The 23,817-nt window shown below is 60.7% G+C and carries 15 protein-coding genes; 2 read left to right on the top strand and 13 right to left on the bottom strand.

What is annotated here, in order from left to right:
- Window positions 1-31: 31 nt before the first annotated feature.
- Together HU743_RS11850 and HU743_RS11855 are read left to right on the top strand one after the other, a co-directional pair.
- On the top strand, window positions 32-1,030 hold the full coding sequence (locus tag HU743_RS11850; protein ID WP_186648783.1) for an NAD(P)H-quinone oxidoreductase: 999 nt from the start codon (window positions 32-34) through the stop codon (window positions 1,028-1,030).
- Between the two features lie 113 nt (window positions 1,031-1,143).
- Entirely contained in the window at window positions 1,144-2,088 is a 945-nt protein-coding gene (locus HU743_RS11855) for an alpha/beta fold hydrolase (protein ID WP_186648785.1), read from the top strand.
- Window positions 2,089-2,153: 65 nt separating this feature from the next.
- Here the strand turns inward: HU743_RS11855 and HU743_RS11860 are convergent, their stop codons facing one another.
- From HU743_RS11860 to HU743_RS11920, 13 genes are all read right to left on the bottom strand, one after another.
- Window positions 2,154-2,483 carry a hypothetical protein gene (locus tag HU743_RS11860; protein ID WP_186552268.1) on the bottom strand — a complete coding sequence of 110 codons (330 nt, stop codon included), beginning with the start codon at window positions 2,481-2,483 and terminating at the stop codon, window positions 2,154-2,156.
- Between the two features lie 347 nt (window positions 2,484-2,830).
- Window positions 2,831-4,279 (bottom strand): catalase, encoded by a 1,449-nt coding sequence (locus HU743_RS11865; RefSeq protein WP_186648787.1) that lies wholly within the window; start codon window positions 4,277-4,279, stop codon window positions 2,831-2,833.
- A gap of 28 nt (window positions 4,280-4,307) precedes the next feature.
- Window positions 4,308-5,075 carry an OmpA family protein gene (locus tag HU743_RS11870; protein WP_186648789.1) on the bottom strand — a complete coding sequence of 256 codons (768 nt, stop codon included), beginning with the start codon at window positions 5,073-5,075 and terminating at the stop codon, window positions 4,308-4,310.
- 10 nt (window positions 5,076-5,085) lie between these two features.
- A complete protein-coding gene (locus tag HU743_RS11875) occupies window positions 5,086-5,502 on the bottom strand; it encodes a DUF4398 domain-containing protein (RefSeq protein WP_186648791.1) in 417 nt (138 codons plus the stop codon).
- Between the two features lie 229 nt (window positions 5,503-5,731).
- Window positions 5,732-9,406, bottom strand: a complete 3,675-nt coding sequence (locus HU743_RS11880) for a transporter substrate-binding domain-containing protein (RefSeq protein WP_186648793.1) — start codon at window positions 9,404-9,406, stop codon at window positions 5,732-5,734.
- A gap of 87 nt (window positions 9,407-9,493) precedes the next feature.
- Window positions 9,494-10,129 (bottom strand): response regulator transcription factor, encoded by a 636-nt coding sequence (locus tag HU743_RS11885; protein ID WP_186648920.1) that lies wholly within the window; start codon window positions 10,127-10,129, stop codon window positions 9,494-9,496.
- A gap of 214 nt (window positions 10,130-10,343) precedes the next feature.
- Window positions 10,344-11,825 carry a TolC family protein gene (locus HU743_RS11890; protein ID WP_186648795.1) on the bottom strand — a complete coding sequence of 494 codons (1,482 nt, stop codon included), beginning with the start codon at window positions 11,823-11,825 and terminating at the stop codon, window positions 10,344-10,346.
- Between the two features lie 2 nt (window positions 11,826-11,827).
- The gene (locus HU743_RS11895) at window positions 11,828-13,069 is read right to left on the bottom strand and encodes an HlyD family type I secretion periplasmic adaptor subunit (protein ID WP_186648797.1); all 1,242 of its coding nucleotides are present in this window, start codon (window positions 13,067-13,069) and stop codon (window positions 11,828-11,830) included.
- A complete protein-coding gene (locus HU743_RS11900; RefSeq protein WP_186648799.1) occupies window positions 13,066-15,357 on the bottom strand; it encodes a type I secretion system permease/ATPase in 2,292 nt (763 codons plus the stop codon). Before HU743_RS11900 ends, HU743_RS11895 begins: the two co-directional genes overlap by 4 nt.
- A gap of 488 nt (window positions 15,358-15,845) precedes the next feature.
- Entirely contained in the window at window positions 15,846-16,757 is a 912-nt protein-coding gene (locus tag HU743_RS11905) for an OmpA family protein (RefSeq protein WP_186648801.1), read from the bottom strand.
- Window positions 16,758-16,874: 117 nt separating this feature from the next.
- The gene (locus tag HU743_RS11910) at window positions 16,875-20,276 is read right to left on the bottom strand and encodes an Ig-like domain-containing protein (RefSeq protein WP_186648803.1); all 3,402 of its coding nucleotides are present in this window, start codon (window positions 20,274-20,276) and stop codon (window positions 16,875-16,877) included.
- Window positions 20,277-20,486: 210 nt separating this feature from the next.
- The gene (locus tag HU743_RS11915; RefSeq protein ID WP_186648804.1) at window positions 20,487-22,904 is read right to left on the bottom strand and encodes a transporter substrate-binding domain-containing protein; all 2,418 of its coding nucleotides are present in this window, start codon (window positions 22,902-22,904) and stop codon (window positions 20,487-20,489) included.
- The gene (locus tag HU743_RS11920) at window positions 22,901-23,713 is read right to left on the bottom strand and encodes a response regulator transcription factor (protein ID WP_346656522.1); all 813 of its coding nucleotides are present in this window, start codon (window positions 23,711-23,713) and stop codon (window positions 22,901-22,903) included. The genes HU743_RS11915 and HU743_RS11920 overlap by 4 nt, the downstream gene beginning before the upstream one ends.
- Window positions 23,714-23,817 lie beyond the last annotated feature (104 nt).

Below are 23,817 nucleotides of genomic sequence, written 5' to 3' on the forward strand. Positions count from 1 at the left end.
CATCTACACGACCTTTATCAGAGGAATCGACATGTCCCTGCCCAATGAAATGACCCGTATCGAAATCACCCAACCCGGCGGTCCCGAAGTTCTGCAAGCCAGGCGCGTGACGCTGCCTGCCGCTGCTCAAGGGCAGGTGCTGATTCGCGTACACGCCGCCGGCATCAACCGTCCGGATGCCTTGCAGCGCGCCGGCCTCTACCCGATGAAGCCTGGCATGGACCCGATTCCAGGCCTGGAGGTGGCTGGCGAGGTGGTTGCGCTGGGTGCCGATGTCAGTGGTTTTGCCGTCGGTGACCGGGTTTGCGCACTGACCAATGGCGGCGGCTATGCCGAATATTGCGCAGTGCCGGCGGGCCAGACGTTAGCGATCCCCGATGGGATGGACTGGGTACAGGCGGCGGCCATTCCGGAAACCTTCTTTACCGTCTGGGCCAATCTGTTCGGCCTCGGCGGTGCCAGCCGTGGCCAGCGCGCGCTGATTCATGGCGGCACCAGCGGCATCGGCACGACCGCACTGATGCTCTGCCGCGAATTCGGCATTGAGGCCTTCGCCACTGCCGGCAGCCCTGACAAATGTGCAGCGATCAGCCAGCTCGGAGGGCAACCAATCAATTATCGCGAAGAAGATTTTGCCGCCGTGATCGCTGCAAAAACGGCGGATCAAGGTGTGCATGTGATTCTCGACATCATGGGTGGCTCGTACCTCAACGGCAACGTCAGCGCGCTGGCGATGGACGGACGCCTGGTGATGCTCGGGTTCCTCGGCGGCGCTCGGGCCAAGGACGTTGATTTGCTGGCGATCCTTGGCAAACGCGCCGTGGTCACCGGTTCGCTGCTGCGCGCCCGCACCGCAGCTGAAAAAGCCGCGATCGCCGACCAACTGCGCGAGCAGGTCTGGCCAGTGCTCGCCGCCGGGCGCTGCCTGCCGATCATCGACAAGGTTTACCCTCTCGTTGACGCGGCTCAAGCCCATGCACGCATGGAGGCCGGCGACCATATCGGCAAGATCGTGCTGCACGTGGCGTGATTGATTGCAGCATCTTGTAATCGTTGCGTGTGTACGGTGGTCGAAAATAATCACGCGCAGACCAAGGCATCTGGTAAAAAGCGTTCTTTGTCTGCGCCGTGGTGAAACGTTTAATGTTCCTGTCCTTCATGACTCATTTGAGACGTCGCCGCCTGGCGTTCGCCTTCATGGCCGCGCTGGTGATTGGCGTGCCGACGAGTTGTGCCGTACTGGAACATACCGAACGCAAGCTGCTGTTTCGCATTGAGCCCGGTACCGCCGGCTGGTATCGCGGCTTGCCCGGCAGCGTTCAGGAACTCGATCTGCAACCCAAGAGTTTCAAGGCCGGCCAGAACATTCATGCCTGGTGGTGGCCGGCAGAACGCGCGAACGCCCCGGCGATCCTCTATCTGCACGGCGTACGCTGGAACCTCACCGGGCAATTGTTCCGTATCGAACAACTGCGTGCAGCGGGCTATTCGGTACTGGCCATCGACTATCGCGGCTTCGGCCAGAGCAAAGGCGATCTGCCGTCGGAAAGCAGCGTCTACGAAGATGCTCGCGTGGCCTGGGAACGCTTCAAACTGCTACAGCCGGACCCGAACAAACGCCTGATTTACGGCCATTCCCTGGGCGGCGCGGTGGCGATTGATCTGGCGGCAGAGTTGGGGCAGAACGCCGTCCGCAGCCATACGCCTTTGCCGGTGCGCGGACTGGTCATCGAGTCGACCTTCACTTCCCTGGCCGATGTCGCCGCCGCCGTCGCCAACACCTCACTTCCCGTGCGCTGGCTGCTGTCGCAGAAATTCGATTCCATCGACAAGATCGCCGACATTCATATGCCATTGCTGGTGGTGCATGGCATGGCCGATACGTTTGTGCCTTCGCGCTTCAGCGAACAATTGTTCAACGCCGCGCAACACCCCAAACGCCTATTGCTGGTGCCGGGCGCCACGCACAACAACAGCATGGCGCTCGGCGGGCAGAATTACCGCAAGGCGCTTGACGCCCTGATGCAGAGCCAGCCGGTACCTCGCATCGCAGGGCCTGCGAGGCTGAAAAGCTCAAACGAGTCGTGACCGGGCATCGGCGTACTCGCACCCCGCTTCTGGTTCACGAAAAAGACTGAATGTGCCAACCCGCGTTAACGCTGGGCCAACTCATGGCGTACGCATTGCTCGTAATAGGTCTGCTTCACCGCTGCCGGTTTGAGTTTCGAGCTGCTGTTGTACGTCTGTTCAGTGATGCCCATCGCCGTCATGCGCATCCAGGGTTGCTGAAACTTGCGCACCTGCAACTGCTTGCGCGCACCGTACAGCGAGACTCCGGACAGCTTCGATCGCTGCGCACCGGCGGCGATATCCGAACCCCATGTGCAGGCAAATCGATGACTCTTGCTCAATTCTCTTGCCTGCACTCCCGAGGCAAGAATAGCCAGGGAAAGCGTCGCAACGGTGATGACAATCGTCCGCATATAGCCAACCTAACCTTCTGAAAAAAGGCGATTTTGCCGAGGAAGCGAAACGGCGGGGGCCAGCAGTTTGCCTCCTGTGGAAACCGGCCAAAGCGGTGCTAATCAACATGGGAGCGAGCCTGCTCGCGAAAACGCTGGGTCAGGCGACAGATTGTTGGATGTGTCGCCGCCTTCGCGAGCAGGCTCGCTCCCACAGGGTTTCGGGCATGGGGGCAGGATTTTCGGCGTGGCGCATAGCCAATGTGGGAGCGAGCCTGCTCGCGAAAGCGCTGGGTCGGGCGACAGGGTTGTTGGCTGTGCTGCCGCCTTCGCGAGCAGGCTCGCTCCCACAGGGTTATGCAGTGGGTTCAGTCCAGCGGCACCCTCAAAGCCTGTGCAATCGCGTAGCCATACGCCGGGTCGGCCTTGTAGAAATGCTGCAACTGACGGTCGACAACGTCGCTTGAAACGCCTGCCATCGCACCGGCAATATTGCTGACCAACAAAGCCTTCTGCTCGTCGCTCATCAGGCGGAACAACGCGCCGGCATGGCTGTAGTCATCGGTGTCTTCGCGGTGGTCGTAGCGATCAGCGGCACCGCTCAAAGCCAGCGCAGGCTCGGCGTAATGCGGCGCTTGTTTGGGTGCCTCGATGTAGCTGTTCGGCTCGTAATTCGGCGCTGCGCCGCCATTGCTGCCGAAGGCCATCGAACCGTCACGCTGGTACGTGTTTACCGGGCTGCGCGGAGCGTTGACCGGCAACTGCTGGTGATTGGTACCGACACGATAGCGGTGGGCATCGGCGTAGGCGAATACACGCCCTTGCAGCATCCGGTCCGGCGAAAGGCCCACGCCGGGCACCATGTTGCTTGGGCCGAACGCGGCTTGCTCGACTTCTGCAAAGTAGTTCAGCGGATTGCGATTGAGCTCAAGCTCACCCACTTCCATCAGCGGAAACTCTTTCTGCGACCAGGTCTTGGTGACGTCGAACGGGTTCTCGTAATGCGCCGCTGCCTGGGCTTCGGTCATGATCTGAATGCAAACGCGCCATTTCGGGAAATCGCCACGCTCGATCGCCTCGAACAGGTCACGCTGGGCGTAATCCGGATCGGTGCCCGCCAGACGTGCAGCGTCTGCCGGCGCGAGGTTCTTGATGCCCTGTTTGGTCTTGTAGTGCCATTTCACCCAGTGGCGCTCGCCTTGGGCATTGATCAGGCTGTAGGTGTGACTGCCAAAGCCATGCATGTGGCGGTAGCCATCCGGAATGCCGCGATCCGAGAACAGAATCGTGACCTGGTGCAGTGCTTCGGGCGAATGCGACCAGAAATCCCACATCATTTGCGCACTTTTCAGGTTGCTTTGCGGCAGGCGCTTTTGCGTGTGGATAAAATCAGGAAACTTCAGCGGATCACGGATGAAGAACACCGGGGTGTTGTTGCCAACGATGTCCCAGTTGCCTTCTTCGGTGTAGAACTTCAGCGCAAAGCCCCGCGGGTCACGCTCAGTGTCCGCCGAGCCGCGCTCGCCGCCGACGGTGGAAAAGCGCAGAAAGGTCGGCGTTTGCTTGCCTACCGCCTCGAACAACTTGGCGCTGGTGTAGGCCGTGATGTCACGGGTCACGGTGAACGTGCCATAAGCGCCCGAGCCCTTGGCGTGGACACGACGCTCGGGAATGTTTTCACGGTTGAAGTGGGCAAGCTTCTCGATCAGATGGAAGTCGTCGAGCAGCAGCGGACCACGTGGGCCGGCGGAGCGAGAATTCTGGTTATCAGCGACAGGTGCGCCACTGGCGGTGGTAAGCGTTCGGTTCTGGTTCATGTTCAATACTCTTCTATCGCTTGCGCAGTCAGCCGCGGCCTTCGACCGCCGACGCACCGTTGGAAATGATCACTTCAACCCGACGATTCAATTGGCGCGACTGTGCCGTCGTGTCATCTGCCACCGGATAACGCTTGCCGTAGCCCTCGGTCGCCATGCGATTCATGCCGACGCCCAAGCGTTCCAAGGCGAAAGCCACACTTTCGGCGCGGCGCTCGGAGAGTGTCTGGTTGAAAACATCGCTGCCCACGCTGTCGGTGAAGCCTTCGATGCGCACCTTGCGCTCGGGGTTGTTGAGCAGAAAATCCGCCAGGCGCTGAAGGTTGCGCTGGTTGCCTGGTTTAAGGCTGGCCTTGCCGGTGTCAAACAGCACATCGCCAAAGGTGATCACCTCGCCGCGCGACGTCTGTTTGGCGTTCATCGCTTGCAGGGCCTTGAGCTGCTGGGTACGGACGTCCAGGCGCACCTGGGTACGCTGCACATCAATCGTGCTCAGGCCCGCTTCGGCCTTGCGCCCGAGAATGGTCTGCTCGGCCAGGGCGATTTTCTGTCTGGCCAGATAAGCGAGCTGGTCGATCTCGGGTGCACGACGGTCCTGAATCGATTTCTGCTCGGCCTTGCCCAGGGCGGTCAAGGCATCCTGGGTTTCCAGCGCGGCCAGAGTGCTCGACTCGGGTTTGCTCTGGAGGTCCGAGAAGCGCTGGCGTGCCTCGACCAATTGCGGGTTTTCGGGAGTTGCCGCACAGCCGGTCAATACCAGGGCGAATACGCAAGCGGCAGGAAACAGAATACGCATGGAACAGTCCTCAGTTGGAAAGCGTGGTGGCGGGTGTCAGGCCAGCATTGGGAGCCTGGAGCATTTCCTGCTTGAGCACCTGGATGCCGGCCTGGGCAGCCTGCAATTCCTTCTGCAATTTCGCCGTGCGCGCCATGCGCTCGGCCAGCGCCGCATCCACTTCGATCTGCTCGGCCAGTCCTCTGGCCTGCCCGTAGTTCTTTTCGCCGAGCGCGCGTTCCATTTGCATGGTTTTGTCCTGCGCGGTCCGCATGGGCACCGGTGCGTACTGCGTTGCCCCTGCCGAAACCGCCCGGTTCAGGGCGTTTCTAGCCAGGGAAACCTGCTCGTCCGGTGCGGGTGCGCTGGCGCAGGCGCTCATCAATACAGTGCCTGCGAGCAGGGAGGACCAGCGCAGGGTTCGCCGACACAGGTGTTGGATACTCATCGAATTCTCCAGACTTCTGACCAGATATGTGCAAAAGAGGCAGTCATGAGTCCGTTGCAGGCATCGTCGGGGAAGACGACAGCGTGTTAGCCAAGACGGACACCGACCGCCGTGCTTGACGCGGTAAATGTCGTCTCAGTTTCAGCTTGAGCGGCACCTGAACACTATGAGACTTGTCTTGATTTTCAGGGCGCGGGGCCAACGTTCAGTCCGTTGGCACGCAGGTGATTCAGGCGTCTGTTTGAGGCTCTCGCTCGGCCTGCTCCAGCAGGGCAACCAGCTCTGCTTCGACTGTCAGGATGGCGCTTTCCAGCGCTACCCGCCGCGCCTGAATGTCCGTGTCCGGCAACCCCTGCGAGCAAGCGTCCTCCAGCGCGTCGCACTGTTCCACCACCGTCCGGGCATTGACCATTTTGGCGCCGCCCTTGATTCTATGGGCCATCTCTGCCAGCAACGACAGGTCAGCGCTGAGGGCCAGCGCACGCAGGCTGTGAAGATCATCCTGATTGCTTTGAATCAGATCCTTGAGCAATTGCACCATCAGTTGCGGGTCATCGCCCGTCAGGTAGCGCAGCCGTTCGAGCCCCAAGGCTGCATCCTCCCGCTCGGTAATGGCTGCCGGCAGCCTGTCGGCGTAGCCCAGCAGACGCTGGTTCAGCCCGGCCAGGCTGATCGGTTTGAACAGGCAATCGTCCATACCGGCCGCCTTGCAGCGCTCACGCTCTTCCGGCTGGGCGTTGGCGGTAAACCCGAAGATCAGGCAGGCCGGCAACTGACGTTGCTGTTCCTGTTGGCGGATGGCCTGGCTCAGCTCGTAGCCGCTCATCAGCGGCATGTTGCAGTCGGTGATCACGACATCGAATCGATTGGTTTGCCACAGGCGCAACCCGCTGGCGCCCTCCTCAGCCTCGCGAACCTTATGCCCGAGGAACGTCAGTTGCTTACTCAGCAACAACAGGTTTGCCGGGTAATCGTCCACCACCAGAACCCGCAGTGAACGTGACGCAGAAGCCGGCAACTCTTCATCGTTGCGGACCGGCCTGACGATGTCGTCCAGTCGCGTCAGGCTGAGCAGGACGGTGACCGTCGTGCCCTGCCCCTGAGTACTGTGCAGTTCGAGCTGTCCGCCCATCATTTCGCACAAGGTGCGGCTGATCACCAGCCCCAGTCCGGTGCCCTGGCGAGCGGACTGGCCGCTATCGGCCTGAGCAAACGGCTTGAACAACCGCGGCAGGTCCTCGGCGCAGATGCCGATCCCGGTGTCCTCGACCCGCAAGCGGATTTTCAACTCGCGGGGCGTGTCGGACGGCTCACCCTGCAGGCTGATCAGCACGTGCCCTTGCTCGGTGAACTTGATGGCGTTGCTCACCAGGTTCGACAGGACCTGTTTGAACCGCAGAGGATCGATCAGCACATCGCCGGTAATGCCAGGATCGATCTGCATCTTGATCCGCACGCTTTTTTGCCTGGCGACGCCATCGAATACACGGACGACGGATTCGACCAGCTCGCGCACATCGGCGCGCTCCGGACTCAGGCTCATTTTTCCAGCCTCGATACGGGCGATATCGAGAATGTCGCCAATCAGGTCGAGCATGCTGTTGGCCGAGCTGAACGCCACCTCCAGGGCGAAACGATCGAGTTGCCCCTGATCGGCCTTTTCCAGGGCCATTTCCAGCATGCCGATCACCGCGTTCATCGGTGTGCGGATTTCGTGGCTCATGGTTGCCAGGAAGGTCGTCTTGGCCTTGCTCGCCGCTTCTGCCTGCTCCTTGGCATTACGCAATTGCTCAAGCAAGTGCTTGCGCTCGCTGATGTCGATCCAGCCACCGATGATACCTTTGACGTCCTGCCTGGCGTCGCGATAAGGCAGGATCCAGTGGTGCAGGCTGTGCAATTGGCCGCTGGCGCCGATGTGCAACTGGCTGTCCTGAATCAGGGCTTCGCCGGTCGTCATGACCCTCAGGCACTGGAACTGGTAGGTGGCGATTTCTTGCGGATCAGGCAGCAGACTCGCCGTGACCGGCTGGCCCAGTACCGCCTCGCGGCTGACGCCAAACGCCTCCAGGTAGCTGTTATTGCAGATCAGCAGTGCGCCCTGGCGATCTCTGACATAAATCGGATGGGGCGTGCCATCGATCAGCGTATGCATGAATGCCAACTGGTCTTCCAGCGCCTGCTCGGTACGCAGGCGCCGACGAATTTCCCGACGCTGGTAAGTGATCCAGAACACAAAGGCCAGTGACAGCACCGCGGCGCCAATCAGCGTCTGGATGATCAGCGCCCGGTAGTTCTGCCAGTAGCCGTCGCTGATGACCGCGTTGGTACGCCAGCGGTTGGCCAGGCTCATCATTTCATCCGGCGGAATACTCAGCAGCGCTTTGTCCAGGATCGAGCGCAACTCCAACGCCCCGCGGTCGGTGGCAAATGCCGTGGTGGCGGGTATCTCGCCGACGGTTGAGACCGTCCGCAACTGGTCTCGGAAAAAACGGCTGGTGAAATAATTCGCGCTGATCAGCGAATTGACCGCCGCATCAGCGCGTCCCTGGGCCACCAATTCCATGGCATTGAGCGCATTGTCGGCCCTGACCAAAGTGATCGCCGGAACGTGCGCCTTGAAATATTCAGACAGCGGCGTCTCGTCGATCAACGCCAGACGCTTGCCCGACAGTTCTTCGAGGGCGTTGGGGCTTCCCGCACGCAAACTGCTGACCAGCACAAACGAGCTGGACAGGTAGGGCCGGGTGAAGGCCAGCACCCGCTCGCGGGAATCGCTGCGGCTCAACGCACCGATCATGTCGGCGCGCCCCTGTCGTATGTCCTCGACCATCTCTTGCACCGAGTCGACGGCTTGCGTTTCGAACTTCAACCCCGTGAGCAAGCTGACTTGCTTCAGCACGTCGGCGGTGACCCCGCGAAAGCGCTTTTGCGAATCGAAAAAAGTCAGTGGCGCGTAGCTTTCATTGATCACCACCCGCACCACCGGATGCTCTGCGATCCAGCGTTGTTCGGCGGGCGTCAACTGCAGTCGGGTCTGCCGGAACAGTTCATTGACGCCACCGCCACTCCAACGCTGAAGAATGCTCAACCGTTCGCTCTCCGGAATACTCTCTATGCCGGAATCGATCACGCGCTGTAGCGTCTGATTGTCCTTGAGCATGGCGAGAGAAAAATGCTGCAACGCCATCCCGGAGAAGCGTGAGAGCTGAAGGGTATTAAGGAAGTTCTTCCCGACCAGATAGTCCGCACTGATGATGTCCCCCAAGAAGGCGTCCGCTTGACCGAATGCCACCGCAGCAATGGCACTCTGGATCGACGAGTAAAGGCAAATATCGGCCTGGGGATACAAGGCTCGGACGTCCTCTAGCGGCAGGTACTCGGCGTGCATTGCCAGGCGCTTGCCAGACAATGCCTCTTGCTCGGGGCCTGCCTCATTGATTCGCGTCACGATCACCGGCTGATCGTCCGTGTAGGGCACGCTCATGCTGATTCCGGCGATGGCTGCTTCATAGCGGCCGGAACTGCCCAGCAAATCTATCTGCCCCTCAAGCAGTGCCTGGATCGCCGCTTGCCGATTGGCATATTGATAAACCTCGACGTCGACGCCCAGCGCCTTGGCGAGGATGCCCATGTAGTCGGCCGTGATGCCCTCGTACTCGCCCCCGCTGCTGGTGATGTCGAAAGGCAAAAAGTCCGGGGCAGAAGTGCCTAACCTGAGCACCTTCGTGTCTCGCAGCCACTGCTGGTCTTCGCTGCGCAATGGCAGCGTCTGGTTGCCCAGACCGGCAAGACTGGAACGGCCAAGTAGCTTCAGCCGCTGTGGCTCAGGTTCTGCGGCCCAGACGGCCTGAAACAGAAACTGCGAACAGAACAACAGCAGACACACACACCAGCGACTCGACATAGGACCCCGCGGCAAAGACTGTGGTTGGACCATTCTTGAGGTCACTTGGGCGGAAAATACCAGGACAGGCCGTCCCGGCAGCATCATTCAGGGCGTCGTGATGAGCGCGTTGCGCTTGGCGAGATCGGCCAGTTCAACCACGCTGCGAACTCTCAGCTTGGCGAGGATATTGGTTTTATGGGTGCTGATGGTCTTGCTGCTGAGCATCATGGTTTCGCCGATAGTCTTGTTACTCAGCCCTTGAGCCAACTGCTGCAACACCGCCAGTTCCCGATCGGTAAGGCTGGCGACCCGGTCCGCTTCGGAGGCCTCGATGTCCGATTTGCGCACCGAATCGGCGCTGACGCTGGGAAAGTAGTTATAGCCCCTCATGACTGCCCGCACCGCGCTCAACAGATCATCAAGCTCCTCGGATTTGTACACGTAACCGGCAGCACCGGCGTGCATGCAGCGCTGGGAATAGAGATCCGGTTTCTGCGAGGTCAGCATGACGATTTTCAGGGAAGGCAGGTCGTTTCGCAGGCGCGTGATGACTTTGACCCCGTCCAGCCGCGGCATGCCGATGTCGAGAATCAGCAGATCGGGCTTCAGTTCCAGGGCCATTTGTATGGCATCCGCACCGTTTCCGGCCTCTGCGATCACCTTATGGCCGTCTCTGGTGAGCAAGGTCTTTACCGCCCAACGGACGATGGGATGATCATCGGCAATTAATACCCGATACATAAACGCTCCTGCTCCTGCTTCTTGTTGATCCTGAGCAGCGTCCAAAAACCGCAGCCTCGAACGCGATTATAGAGCGAGGCTGCGCCCCCATCGCCCAGGCCGAAAGGGATGTTTGCCGGGACGCCGCGAACGCATCATAGCTGACTGCGCCAACGGCGGCGGCCCCGTTCTTTTCAATGAGCCCTGCCTTGCCCTGCGATCCGTTGCGCCGCCGTCATGGCTGCGAACCGCGCAGCCAGCCGGCCAGCACACCCGCTCCGGCGTATTGACGGAAGATCGCCTGGTAGCCATCGAAGCGATTGGTGATTTCGCTCACCTGATTACCGTAGTGATCGTTCTCGGCGATCAATACATCCAGCAAGGTGCGCTTGCCCAAGTGATACCACTGCTCATAGAACGCCAGGCGAATCCGTTCCGACTCGACGGTGAGGTCACGATAGAGTTCGGCACGCTCAAGCAATGTGCGCGCGTCGTGGTCGGCGGTACGCACGCGGTATTCCAGGTCCAGACGTTGTTGTTCGGTCTCCTGCCGACTGGCCTCGGCGCGTTGCAACGCCGCGCGCTCCGACGCCCGTGCCGAACCGCCACGGAAAGCGCCCCAAGTGACCGCCAGCGAGGTCTGCCATGGTTGTTCCCGCCCCAGCGCGTCATCGGCGGTGGTTTTGCTGATCACCCAGTTCAGCTGTGGCAGCGAAGAGGAACGTACCACCTGTGCCTGCAGTTCCGCCGACTCGGTGCGTGCCTTGGCCTGATGGATCGTGGGGTGATCCTCGGTCCGCGCCAGCAGGTTATCGAGGTTGGCCAGGCGGATATTCCATTCTCTGGTTCGCGGAATCAGCAGCGGCCGTTCTCCCACCAGTTTGCGCAGGTTGATTTCCGCATCCCGTGCGCGGGTCTGGGCCGTATCGCGTGCCGCCTGGGCCTGGAGCAAACGCGCCTTGGCCTGGGTCAATTCACTGGCCCGGCCTTTGTCCACCGCGACAATGCCGGCGAGCATCCTGACCAGCTCGTCCATGCGATCGACGAACTGCTGGCTGATATCAATGATGATGCGCTGCTTACCCAACTCGACCATCGTGGTGGTGACGTCATACGCCGACGCTTCCAGTTCCGCTTCAATACCCGAACTCGCGGCCTTGGACAGGTGCCGGCGGCTCTCGATGGTTTTACTGATCCGGCCCCAGTCATAGATCGGCGTGGTCACATTCATGTTGATGCCGCTGCTGCTCGGCGACTCACCGTCAGCACCGGAACCGAACCTGGCCGCCTTCGACTGGGTTCCCAGATCGACTTGGGGCCAACGCTGCCCCTTGGCTTCGTCGACGTCGGCTTCGGCTGCCTCATGCTCCGCCAGCGCCCGTTGCACCTGGGGGCTGCGTTCGGCAGCGGCTTGTACCGCGCGGTAGAACATGTCGCGCAGTTCTTTTTCCGAGGGACCGGCGGCGGCCGCTGTCCTCGCGGCCAGACGCGGTGGCAACGCCGCAGTGGCCAGGGCTGACACACCCGGCACCGCGTCCGTTGCGGTGCTGGCTCCGGTCGCGGTAAACGTCAGCGTGTCGGCATGCACCGGCATCGACCAGGCCTGAGCGAGCAGCCACACGACCACCAGCCACAGCGTGGGCAGACGAAAAAAACGCGCAAAAGGTCCTGCTGCGGCGCGGCGTGAGCGCGCGCAGTACGGTTGAATCTGAGTCATGGTTATCGCTCCCGGAAGGCTTCGCGTGCCTTGAGCACGGGCTTGAGCAAGTAATCGAGAATGGTTTTTTCGCCGGTGCGGATTTCCACCGAGGCGACCATCCCGGGGATGATCGGCAAGGCTTTGCCGCCGGCATTCAGTTCGCTGCTGTCGGTCAGTACCAGCACCCGGTAATAGGTATCGTCGGGACGCCCGGCGGCGGCCTTTTGATCATCCTTCAGGGTGTCGGGACTGATGTGCTCGACTGTGCCTTTCAAGCCGCCATAAATGGCGTAGTCATAGGCTGTGATCTTCACCGTTGCCGGCAGACCGGGGTGCAGAAACGCAACATCCGAAGGCCTGATCTTGCCTTCCACCAGCAGTTGTTCTTCCAGCGGCACGATTTCCAGAATGTGCTCGCCGGGCTGGATCACCCCGCCGATGGTATTGACCCGCACATTCTTCACCGTGCCGCGTACCGGTGCGGTGATGGTGGTGCGTTCGACGATGTCCGCCCGCCCGACCAGGTTCTCGCTGGTCTGCGACAGCTCAAGCTCAAGCTTGGCCAACTCGGAGTTGGCATCGGCCTGGAATTTGTTGGTGCGCTCGACCATCTGCGACTTGATCTCGTTGGCCTGGCGCTGAATGCGCAGCAGCTCCACTTCGGACATCAAGCCTTTGGCGGCCAACGGCTGGGCCAGGCGCACTTCGCGACTGGACAAGGCATAGCTGCGCTGCAACGCGTTGATGCTTTCATCCAGCGCCCGTTTACGGGCGTTGTAGGCGCGGGTTTCCTGGGCGACGACGGTCGGGTCCTGCCTGACCATTTCGTCGAATTCGAGCGGTTGCTGGTACGCCTCGGAGCGCAGCCGTGCAATCGAAGCCTTGAGGCCGATCACCTTCGACAGTGCCTCGCGGTAGCTGGACTGCGCACGGGTCGGGTCGATCTTGAGCAAGACCTCGCCTTTCTCGACGATGGCACCTTCGCGCACGTTCATTTCGGCGAGAATGCCGCCCTCCAGGCTCTGAATCACTTGCTCGCGGCTCAGGGAAATAATCTTCGCCTCGCCCTGGGTGATTTCTTCCACCCGGGCGAAGGACGCCCAGACCAGGCCACCGACCAACACCGCGGCAATCAAATACAGCACCAGTTTGGAACCCGGCGTCGTCTGGGTCAGCAACGACTCTTGCACATCATTCATGAAGGCGGCATCGCCCGGCTTGAGGTCCGGAGCGCCTTTACCGCGCAGCAATTGACCGATCATTGTGCTGCCTCCCCTTGTACGGCAACCGGGCGCGGCGGCCCCACTCGAACCTTCTGTGTCCGTGCCGTCGGCTGGGCCGGCGCGGCGCTGTTGGCCGATTTGCCCGCGAGGCTGGCGAGAATCTTGTCCTTCGGTCCATCGGCGACCACCTTGCCGTCATCCACCACGACGATGCGCTCGACCAGGGCCAGCAACGACGGACGATGCGTCACCACCACCACGGCCTGGCCCTCAGTGGCGTGCTTGAGGTGTTCGAGAAATTGCGCTTCGCTTTGCGTGTCCATGGCACTGGTCGGCTCATCGAGCAGCAGCAGTTTTGGCCGTGCCAGCAGGCTGCGCGCCAGCGACACCAGTTGCCGCTGTCCGCCGGACAGGCCCTCACCCATCTCGCCGATCGGCAGGTTGATGCCTTGGGGGTGACGGGCCGCCACCCGGTCCAGGCCGGTCAGGCGCAAGACGCGCAAAAACTCTTCGGCGGTCGATTCGGGGCGGCCGATCATCACGTTCTCGCGCAGCGAACCGTAAAACAGGCGCGCATCCTGACCGACGTATCCCACGGCTTTGCGCCAGTCGGCCGGGTCGATTTGATTGACGTCCAAACCATCGGTGAACATTTGCCCCTCGACCGGCGAATACAGACGCGCCATCACCCGCAACAGGGTCGACTTGCCACTGCCGATACGGCCGAGAATCGCCACACGCTCACCGGCCTGGATCGACAGGTTGATGCCTTGCAGCACTGGCGGGTTGGGTTGCATCGGCGGTGCCGGATAGGCGAAGGCCACATTCTTGAGCGCGATCTGCCCCGACAGTGTTGGCTTGGCGAGATATTCGCGATCCGAATCGCGATCCACCGGCATGGCCATAAGCTTGTTGAGCGACTGCAAGGCCGCCTTGGCCTGCTGGAAACGCACCGCCAGGCCGATCACCTGACCCAATGGCGCGGTAGCACGCCCGGCGAGCATGACCGTGGCGATCAGCGCGCCCATGGTCAGGTCCCCGGCATCGATCAGGTACACGCCGATGATGATCAACGCCACGGTCTGCAATTGCTGCAGGAACGCCACCACACCGGTCGCCAGGCTGGAGAGCTGGCGCGACTTCAACGACGTTGCCGCCGACAGCGCACTGAAGGTTTCCCAGCGCCGCTGCATGTACGCTTCGCCGCCGACGGCCTTGAGCGTTTCCAGGCCCTCAACCGACTCGACGAGAACACCCTGCTTGAGCGACGACTCGCGCAGGTTTTCTTTCATGGTGCGCGCCAACGGCCATTGAATGATTACGCTGACCAACAGGATCAGCGGAATCAACAGCAACGGCACCCAACCCAGCGGCCCGCCGATGGCAAAGATCACGCCGACGAACATCAGCACGAACGGCAAATCGGAGATCGCTGCCAGAGTGGCCGACGTCGCGAAGTCGCGCACCGATTCGAACTCGCGCAACTGGTTGGCGAACGAGCCCGACGACGCCGGTTTGTGTTCCATCTGGATCGACAGCGCCTGGCGGAACAACATCGTGCCCAGCACCAGATCGGCTTTCTTACCCGCGACATCGAGCAAATGTGCGCGCACATACCGCGCCACCGCCTCGAACACCATGGCCACGGCGACGCCGATGCCCAGCGACCACAGGGTGACGAACGCCTGATTGGGGACCACGCGGTCGTAAACGTTCATGGTGAAAAAGATGCTGGACAGCGCCAACACGTTGATCAGCACCGCGCCGATGGCCGCACTGCGGTAGTAACGGCGATAGCGCCACAAGGTGCTGAGCAACCAGTGCCCGGCGGCCTGCGGGGCCTGCTCGCCAGCGCGGGTGTCGACCTTGGCGCGCGGCTTCACCAGCACGGCGAAACCGCTGTACATCTGGTCCATCTCCAGCTGGCTGACCTCGACCGCTTCACCGCTGATTTCTGGCAGTACCACTTGATAGAGGAAGCTGCGCTTGTCGTCGGCCTGCGGGTCACGGCGACGACCGAGCAGGATGCAGCCACCCTGCTCATGGCGCAGCAACACCATCGGCATCAGTTGGCTGGGCAGCGACTGGGCGTTGCGCTCGATCAATCCGGCAGACAGACCGGCATTGGACAGCGCCGCCAACGCCAGCGACGGCGACAGCAGGCCACCCTTGGGCAGACCAGCCGTTAATGCCTCCGGGCTTTTGCCAAAGCCATAGTGATCGCAGATCCACGACACGCTTTGCAGCAGCGTGTCCTGGATACGGGTTGGCGGCGCAGGCACAGCCTGATCCGCCATGCTTGAATGAACAGGCATGTCAGTAGCCATCAAAAGAGTCCTGGGTCGAGGTCGAGCGAATCGACAGACTTGAGGGTTTCAAGGCGCCCCATTCAGCGATGTGAACGTCCAGCCGATGCGGCGGGTGGCCTTGAAGCGATTAAGACAATTCTGACTCCCGGACCCTGTTGGCAAAACAAGACTTGTCCCAAAAACCGGCGGCCACGCATTGCACGGACCGGCGGCTTGACCCGCTTGCCAACATCCCCGTTGCCTGACACACCGCCATCGCGAGCAGGCTCACTCCTACACTGGGTTCTGCGCCGAACCACCAACCTCAATCCAGCCAAAACTCCCCTGTGGGAGCGGGCTTGCTCGCGAAGAGGCCAGCACAATCAACATCCCCGCAGCCTGATCAATCGCCAGTCGGCTCACTGATAGGCATCCCTTCCTATGCCTCAACATTATTGATAAACACAAAAAAACCGCCGCCTCCAAAAATCAGAGGCGGCGGTTTGGTTTGACGCGGTCGGTCCGAATCAGCCTTGCGCAGAACCTTCGACGCGCACCACTACGCGGCGATTCGGGGCGTTGCAGCGCACTTGCTCGCTTTTGCTACCCCGGCACACGTCGATCACCGGTTCCTGGCTGCCGGCGCTGCTGGCACTGACCGCGGAGGCCGGCAGGCCGCCGTCGAGCAGGATCCGGCGTACGGTTTGCGCGCGCTTGAGGCCCAGCACCTGATTGCTCGCTTCGCTGCCGAGCGAATCGGTGTGACCGATCACCTGGATGCGCCTGGACGCAGCGGCGTCGCCACGCAACTGGCTGGCCAGTTCACGGATGGTCGCTCGTCCCTGGGCGGTGATGTCCTGATAACCCGACTTGCCGAAGGCGAACAGCACGTCACCGGACAAGGTATGGTCCTGCTGCGCGACGCCCTGCTGATAGCGGCAGGCTTCGATCGTCGATGCCCGCGACAAGGCGTGGGCTTGCACGCGGCTCGCCGCCAGCTCGCGCTCGGCGTCGGCCCGCGCAACGACTTGCGGCGCGCCGGTGCTGGTGCTGTTGACGCGCAGGAAGTAGGTTTTGCCGCCCTGAAACTCAGCCCGATAGGTGTCGCTGTTCTTGCCTTTGTACAGCGGCGCGTCGTTCAGGTAGGCACCCAGAGTATGGTCGCCCGGCTTGACGCAGAACGCGGTGTAGCCACCGGGCAGCAAGCCGGTGTGGAAGCGGCGGTCTACATAAACGTGGGCCGCGCCCTTGTCGGCCTGCCCGGCTTCGGCCGCGCGGTAGTACACCACCTGAACCTGATCGTTGGCGACCGGAGCCACCGGCTGATAGGCCGCGCCAAAGGTCTTGGTTTCCGGCGCGGCCTGTGCCAGCAGTGGCAGACCGGCGAACAGCAGTGCGCCGCACAGGACAAAAGGGGTCGCGTGGTTTCGTTTGAACATGGTCGTGACTCCACCACGGGTGCCGTTCAAGCGGCACCCGGGTATTGAATGTATGGGAAAGTTGGCGAATAAACGGGTAACCCGCAGGGACAGAGCAAACGCCCCGCCCCGCTAGCCTTACACCAGGTTGGTGGTGACCCCGTCCTGGACCAGTAACTGAGCGTCCAGACTCGAATGCTGGAACACGTTGTAGGTAATACCTTCTACCGTGACCGCACCTTGCGCCGCCCAGTCGCCCGGATCGGTCCCGTCGGCGAGCAGGTCGTCGAGGTTGACCTCATCGCCGGCGTTGCCCTTGACCATCATCTGGACAGTTTCATCGCTGGTGAACAGTGAGGTTTCACCTTGTTCCAGTACGTCACCGAGGGACAGATTCAGGGTGTTGTTGCCGGTGCCGGTGATGTCGATGATTTCGATGGACTCCAGTTTTCCGATAATACCTAGATCAAGCGTCTGTGTTGTGCCTGTCAAACTCAGAGTATCGACCCCAAGACCACCGTTAATAGCGCCGCTGCCCGCCAATAGGCCGACGTCAGCTAACGAGAAAACATTGTCAGCTTCGCCACCGTAATACTGAACATCGCCTTGAGTAATCGTTTGGTTAATCTCTGCGACAGTTTCCCCAGTAGCCGAGTACCCCTCGACCCCCATCTGAATATCATCTATCCAGAATGCACCTATTGTTCGGCCGGTAGCCTCCAAAGTTACAGATGAAAAAGTTAGTCCGTATGGTAATTCAGCTGTAATGACGTAAGGGGTGCCACCAGGAGAATCATCAATAAAACTCTCCTCATAAACTTTTGTGTTGTTCTGATCATAGAATACGGCGGTAACCTGCTCACCGAAATTTAAGTCACCTATCGTCATAGACATGTAACTAAAGTCATGACTTTTCATATCAAGTTGGATTTTCGAACCTGCGCTAATGGTCATAGCCATGCTGGGCGAAGGTGTCGTCCATCCCCGTCCGTCGCCAAAGCCCGTTGTACCCCAACCCAGATCAGGGCCGACAGCGATAGCTCGAAAGTCGAAATTGGAGAGCGCAATCACATCGCCTGCCGCCATGGTCGTTGGTGACTGCGAATTGAAATCTTCAACAATTATATTTGAGTCGGTTTTCTCATAAATTACATAAGAAGAGACATTGCCAGCCGTATCAACGATAGCAGCCGCGATAACATTTGAATTTCCCTTATCTGCAGAAGACCACGATACCGATACAGCCCCCGCGTCAATATCATCCTGACTTAGTGACTGCTCGACAATGAAACCGTCGATTATCAAATGGATCTTGCTGCCTACAGTCAGACCACTACCATTGAACTCAATTTCAACATTCGTACCATCCCACTTCACCGTATCGGGCACAGCGACAGAGGTGTTCACGGTAACGGTCTGACTGGAAGCATTTGCATTACACGCTAAATCGGTAACGCGCGTTTGAATTTCCCAGCTACTGCTGTGGCTATTCTGGTCAATAAAGCTCCAGCCCCCAGCACCATCAACCAAAGCATCCAGCCAAGTGACACCACCATCCGTGGACACCTGCACTTTTTCGCCAGCCGCCAACGCAGCACTCAACGTGCCCTGAATCAAACGCCCCGCCGAACCGTCATTGGTAACGAAGTCACTGCTGTCAGCACCGCTGTCCTTGCCCATGCTGGTAACCACGGCCTGTGCCAAAGGCGCCGTGAGGTCTATAACAAAATCCAGCGCACCGCTCGGATCACTCTCGTTGCCCGCCTTGTCGCGGATTACGATATCGACGCTGTACGCATCTTCGGGAAGGTCGTGTTCTGGTGTCCAGGACCAGGTACCGTCGCTTTTTACGGGCGTAGTACCAATAATGGCGCCCTTGTTGCGGATGACCACGGTGTCGCCAAACTCCAGGCCGACGCCCTTGAACTCCGGTCGGGCGTCATTGGTTTCATCGCCCGGTTTGATTTTGTCAATAATCGGATCCTGGTCATCCCACGCACCTTCAAACGCCTTACCCTCCCCGATGCTGCCGTCACCCGGCATTACCGGCGCCTGGGTATCAACGATGATCAAGTGCGGATCGGAAGGATCACCTTCGTTGCCGGTAGGGTCTTTGATCACGACCACCACTTCATGGTTGCCGTCGTCCAGCGCAGGGACCGGAATGAATGACCAATTGCCGTCGCCATCGGCGGTGGCTTCGCCGATCACTTCGCCGTTGTCCCTGATGATCACGGTATCGCCCGGTTCCAGGCCGCCGCCATTGAAGATCGGCTGCTTGTCCGAAGTGGCGCCGCCGTTGCCGATAGGATCACCGGACTGGTCAACGACTTCGCCGATCACGCCTTTGCCCGGTATTACAGTATCGATAATGATGGTGTACGGATCGGACGGCAGGCCGGCATTGCCAGCGGCATCGACCGCGACAGTGGTAAGCACGTGCTGGCCATCGCCCCACGCGGTTTCCGGCGTATAGCTCCAGGTGCCGTCGGCATTGACAATGGTTGACCCGGTTTTCACACCATTGGCGTAGACGTCGATACGCGCGCCGGCTTCGCCGGTGCCGGTCAGCGTCGGACGGTTGTCGTCGGTGTAGCCGCCATTCGCAACAGGGCCGGTGTCGTTGCCTTCATTGTCAATCACAGCAGAAATTGTCGATTTGCCGGGTGCGGTCACATCGACGATCAGCTCAAAGCCTTCGGACGGGATGCCCTCGTTGCCGGCAGGGTCTTTTTCAACGACGACGAGGTTGTGCGCACCTTCAGGCAGCGGCGTGGTGGGGGTGAATTCCCAGCTGCCGTCTTCGCCAACCACTACTTCGCCAATGACGACACCGTTGTCCCTGATGACAACCGTGTTGCCCGGGGTGCCGGTGCCGGTGAAGGTCGGGGTGCGGTCGTCGGTGGCGCCACCGTGGCCGATCAGTCCCTGCTCGTCACCGACGTTGTCATAAACACCGGCGATGGGCGCGGTTGGCGGGACGCCCGGGGCGTGATCATTACCGCCGTCGCTTTTGTTACTGACGGCATACGCCACGCCACCCAGCGCCAACGCCCCGAGACCGAGCATGGCCGGCATGAAGCCCATGCCGGCCATGCCCATCAGACCAGCGCCAGCGCCCGCGACCAGACCAGTGCCAAAGCCCGGCAACTGATCCGAAGCCAGCACCTGGGCCGAAGAGTCGCCATCCATCAGGAACGCGGCTTCGTGTTCGGCGTCAGCGTCGGAAGCAACGTACTCGTGGTACTCGCCGTCTTCGGCCATGCCGACCAATTGGCTGTCGCTGCCGTAGAAGTCTTCGATGATCAGTTGCGGCTGATCCAGCTCGGCGCCTTCAAGGCTGACGTGCAGGTCTTTGCCGACCCGCTTGACGGTGATGTTCTGTGGCGCGACACCTTTCTCGCCTTCGGCGAGGATATAGCTGCCGCCGCGCACGGCTTTGATTCGTACCGGTTCACCCGCCGCGGCGCTGCGAAGCTCTTGCGTCTGGGTAATCGTCTTGCCGTCTACTACGGCGATATTCACTGCACTTGGGTTCACGTGCTCTGCCTTCAATTAGTCAGGTTGCTCATCACACCGGGAGTGCCCGGCACGCCTTCAATCAACCAAGGCATTCCGCTTTTTTGGGGGGCCTTAGAGGTATAAGAATTCTCTTGAAGGAGGCGGTCCGCCGATATGAGACCTGTCCCAAAAGCTCAACCATTCGGGATTTGCGAGGCAGCCAGCCGCCGCGAACGGGCGGCTGATTAATCAACTGCGGTGGTCGGCCTGCTCCGGACCGTGGCTGTTGCGCAGAGCACTTTCCAGGCGCTGGACCGCGCCAACCGAGAGCGCCGACAGTCCGGGCGCGGACGCTTCCTGCTCGATGGCTCTGGCGAAGCCGGCAATGTCCGGCCTGCCAAGGCTCAGCGCGGCACCGACGATACGGTGCGCTGTGCGTGCAACCTGACGCCAATCCGCTGCACTGACGGCTTGCCGCAACTTCGCCAGGTCGGCTTCGCTGGTCAGCAGAAATTCTTCGTGGAGGTTGGTCGCGGTGGCGGGCTCGTCCATGACAGCGGGGGTCAGGGATTGCCCGGTGTCGCACCACATTTCGATGGTCGCCCGCAGTTCGTTGAGGCGCAGGGGCTTGGATAGAACCCCATCGATACCCGCCGACAGGCTGGCGTCCAGATGTTCCGGCCCGACCATGGCCGAGATGGCAATGATCGGCACATGCCGGGCGCTGCCGAGTTCATTCTGGCGAATCCTCGACGCCACGGTATAACCGTCGATGTCCGGCAGATTGCAATCGAGCAAGACGATATCGAATGCCGTTTCAGCGATGCTGTCGAGCGCCGCTTGCCCTGTTTCCACCAGCACCGCGGCATAGCCCAAGGCGTGCAACTGGCGCTCGATGACGAAGCGGTTCTGGGGATGGTCTTCCACCACCAGCACCGTCAAGGATGCGGGCTGGTAATCCTCGGGATGCTGCTCGGCAGTCGCTTGCCGAGCGCTGTCGTCGAGGCTTTCCAACGGCGCGGCACTCGCGGCCTGCCGAGTAAGGGCTACCGGAATCCGCACCTCGACCACGGTGCCCTTCCCCGGCTGGCTATGCAGTTGGATATCGCCTTGCATCAGCTCCACCAGGTCCTTGCAGATTCTCAGCCCCAGCCCCGTCCCGCCGAACTGGCGTGTGGTCGATTGATCGGCCTGGGCAAACGCTCGAAACAGACGACTCTGCGCACGCTTGGCAATGCCGATGCCGCTGTCCTCAACCTTGATCGACAACACGCCCAGCGCCGAATCCTCCTGAGCCGTCGACAGGTCGACGCTCACCTCGACCCGCCCCGCCGCAGTGAACTTGACGGCGTTGGAGATCAGGTTGTTCAGCACCTGGCGCACGCGCTGGGCATCGATGACCGGCCAGACGCCCTCCTCCAATCGCAACTTGAGCATCAGCGGCAGGCCTTTTTCCTGGGCGCGGATTTCGGCAATGCTGACGGCCTCCCGCGCCAGCCCGGCAATGTCGCTGGCCTTGCAATCGAGCGTGACTTTTTTGGCCTCCATCTTGGAAAAATCGAGGACATCATCGAGCAGTTCGAGCAAGCCATTGGCCCCGGATGCCGCCACTTTGGCCAGTCGCGCTTCTTCGGGCGCGAGCTTCGCGCGTTCGAGCAATTCGATGGAGGACAGGATGGCGCTCATGGGCGTGCGGATTTCGTGGCTCATCACCGCCAGGAACATGGCTTTGTCACGCTCACTGCGCTCCGCCCGCCGACGGGCCTTGAGCGCCCGATAGACCAGCACCGCAAACAGTGCGAACAAACACGCCGCCGCCAGTGCCTGCCAGCGGTAGTAATGCAGCACGATCGGCCAGGACGGCAGACCATAATCGGTGGGCACCACCCAGCGCTCGATCATCTGGTCGGTTTCCAGCGCGGTCAGAGAACCGATCGATTTGTTGATGATGGAGAGCAGCAACGGCTGGTCTCTGGAGACGCCCATGCTGACCACGGCCGGCATGTCGACAATCGTCCCGGCGATGTGCAGCGCGCCGAGATAACGCCGCTGCATGATAGGCAGCAAGGCGGTATCGACATCGATTGCCGCCTCCGCCTCGCCGGTCGCCACCAGATCAAGGGCCTCGGAAGGTGTGACGACAGTCAGCAGTTGGATGCCCGGGTAATGCTCGCGAAGGCTGCGCTCGTATCCGCCACCGCCCTTGATCGCCACTTTTTTTCCGGATAACTGCCGTGGGTCGTACACCGTGGGGGAATTCGCCCGGGTCACGATAAGCGTCGAACCGGCAAAATAGGGTTGGCTGTAGGCAATTCTGTCGCGCAGTGCCGGCGTGGAAAACGCCTCGGAAACCGCTGGCAGCAGCTCGACCTGGCCTTTATTCAAGGCCTCCCGGGCCTCGCTCCAACTCGCCCCCGGCACCCAGCGGAACTGCAGGCCCGAGACCCGCGAAATAGCCTTCAGGTATTCGGCGCTCAGCCCTTTGTAGACGCCGTTTTCGACATATTCCAAGGGACGCCAATCGGCACCGACCGCAACGTTGATGACCGGATGCGAAGCGATCCACTCCTGCTCCTGCTCGGTGAACCCCGGGTCTTGCGCGGCGCACAACGGTAGGTAACCGATGCCGAACAGCAGCATCAGCAGCGCTCTGAACAACCGAATCAAGCCAGGCTCAGCTCGCCGTGAATCTTGTGCAGCTCGGAATCGCAACTCACCCCGAGCTTGCGAAAGGCAGATTGCTTTTGCCCGCTGATGGTCTTGCGACTGCGGGTGAACTTGTGCGCAATCTGCGACACCGACATACCATCCAGGCAGCATCGCAGGACCTCCTGTTCCTTGGGGGAAAGCAACGGATGGCTGACAAGGGCAGAATCGGAGTCGACGCGAATCGACTTGCCGACTTCATCTTCCCCTTGCCGGGACGGCACATGCCCCAGCTCCAATGCCACTTCCTGTGCCAGATAGACACGCTCGCACGCCACCGTCCGGATCGCTCCGAGCAGATCGTCGACCTCTTGCGACTTGCCGACAAAACCGCTGGCCCCGGCACGCAGGGCCAACGAGATGGTCGCCAGGCTTTCAGCCGAAGAAGACACCAGGATCCGGACCTCGGGATGGCGCACGCGCAGCAAACGAATCAGGTTCAAACCGTCCAATTCGTCCTGTTGCAGAGAATAGTCGAGGACCAGCACATCCACCGCTTCATCGCGCAGGCCAGCCAACAGCTCACGACTGCCTGCATACATCGCAACCAGCTTGAGGTCGCGTTCCGATTCAATCCGCGAGCCGAAGCCCCGGCGAACCAACGGGTGATCGTCCAGAATGGCCACGCGCAGAGGTGCAAGATTCGACCATTTCATTTTCGCTTCTCCCGGAATCGGCAAAGTAAAAGATTCATGCTGTCGCGGCGCGGCGGGCCATCGGAAAATCAACTGAAAAAGCAGCTTCCCAAGGCCTCGGCGCAATACAAACAAGTATCGGGATCGGGGGTAGCGAAGTGTCTAGGAAATTTCCGAGAGCACACTCGGAAACAGACGGTTCTGAGCTGCCGGATCTGGCATGCGCGAGTTTCGTCGGT

Source organism: Pseudomonas sp. SWRI99, from assembly GCF_014270125.1.
In the GTDB taxonomy this organism is placed as follows: Bacteria; Pseudomonadota; Gammaproteobacteria; order Pseudomonadales; family Pseudomonadaceae; genus Aquipseudomonas; species Aquipseudomonas hamedanensis.